Source organism: Leuconostoc lactis KCTC 3528 = DSM 20202 (assembly GCF_014651235.1).
GTDB classification, from domain to species: Bacteria; Bacillota; Bacilli; order Lactobacillales; family Lactobacillaceae; genus Leuconostoc; species Leuconostoc lactis.
Genome location: NZ_BMWM01000055.1, coordinates 1 through 1,459 on the forward strand (window position 1 = coordinate 1; position 1,459 = coordinate 1,459).

1 protein-coding gene is annotated in these 1,459 nt (G+C 28.2%); it reads right to left on the minus strand.

The features are described 5' to 3' along the window. Positions 1-1,196: 1,196 nt before the first annotated feature. Positions 1,197-1,439, minus strand: a complete 243-nt coding sequence (locus IE039_RS08275) for a DUF4298 domain-containing protein (protein WP_229782872.1) — start codon at positions 1,437-1,439, stop codon at positions 1,197-1,199. Positions 1,440-1,459: the final 20 nt, after the last annotated feature.

The window sequence follows — 1,459 nt, forward strand, 5'->3', positions numbered from 1 at the left end:
ACACCAATCGAGATCTTCTTACTTAATCTACGTCACTAAATTCGTTCAAGTTATTTCTTGCAATCTGCCATTATGAGAAATACTATTAACTAGTCTGGTAAATAAATATAAAAATGCTATTAGTATCACTGTTAATATATACGCAGTGTTTAAAGAAATTAACTTAGGTTCTCCCGGAATAAATAGCTCACCAATAATAAGAACTAAGAATATTAAGAAACCCTTTCTTGAGTTGGGGCCATTTTTTCTGAAAAGTTTCAGCAAATTACTTCTCCTCTATAATTGTTAGTGATGAGTCAACTTAACACTCTAAAATTAGCAATTTCTTTATAAGTTATTTTAGGGTCACAATTTTAATTAACACTTAAAACGAATTTGATTTTTTAGATGATATGAACACATTATAAATTCCAATAATTAGTGAGATAATCAATAAAATTACTACTAAGTTAAAGGTATGATTGAAATGTGGTCCAGAATGAAAAGAATTAATAATGCTATAGAAAAAGGTGTAAGGAAATACGCCGATTGTAAAATTAAGCTAGACAAATAAAAAATTTAGATGAAGAACTTGTAATTTTCCCTGGAATAGAACTTGATGTAATAAGTGAAAAGAACCAAAGCCATATTGTTCTGATTTGCGATCCATCATGCAAGGAAGCATTTTATAAAACATTCGACAATGATTCAAATAGAAACTATGATACGTTTACTTTATCAGAAAATGACTTCTTTGATAGAGTAAAGCAGTTTAATTCAGATGACATTATCGTTATCCCCCATTTTCTAGATAAAGATAAAGAACGCTCCATTGATTTTAGTTTTAAAAATCGATTAGAAGAAAAAACTAAGTGATTACGTCGTAATTTTAGAACCTGGAAAATTGGCAACAATGGGAATTATTAATGCTCATAAAGCATTAGCTATAATTGGAAGTGACGTTAAAGACTGGTCTACTTACTCGTCCAGTAATTTACCTGAAATAAAATTCAAAATCGAAACATTTAAAAAATTTGTAGAATTAAACCTAGCATTTAAACAGTGTAAATTTACAGTAAACTTCATTGGTATATAAGCGTTTGTGATGATTTGGTTTACAGTTAGATGAAAATAAAACAAAATCAAAACTATATAAAAAGTCACTAAAAATGAGTTCAGCAGGCAAAAAATGGCACCTTAAGTGGTGCTTATTTTTTTTAAAAATTTTTGTACATTTTTGAAGTTAGGTCAAGTAATACTCCAAGAAGTTCATTATGATCACCAATCATATCAAATAATTGGTCTTCTGTTAAAACACCACATTTTACTGGGATTTTTTCAATTTCCATATATTCAAACCATTTTTCACTACCATAAAAATTTTTTAATTCAATATAGTTATTGTACATTGGCAGATTGTAAAATTTAAGTTGAACATTTAAGTGGACAGAAAAACCCATCAAGGTCTTTAATGGTGTTA

Coding starts and splice junctions, on each gene's coding strand:
- IE039_RS08275 (WP_229782872.1), bottom strand. CDS start 1,439: ATGGGTTTTTCTGTCCACTTAAATGTTCAACTTAAATTTTACAATCTG.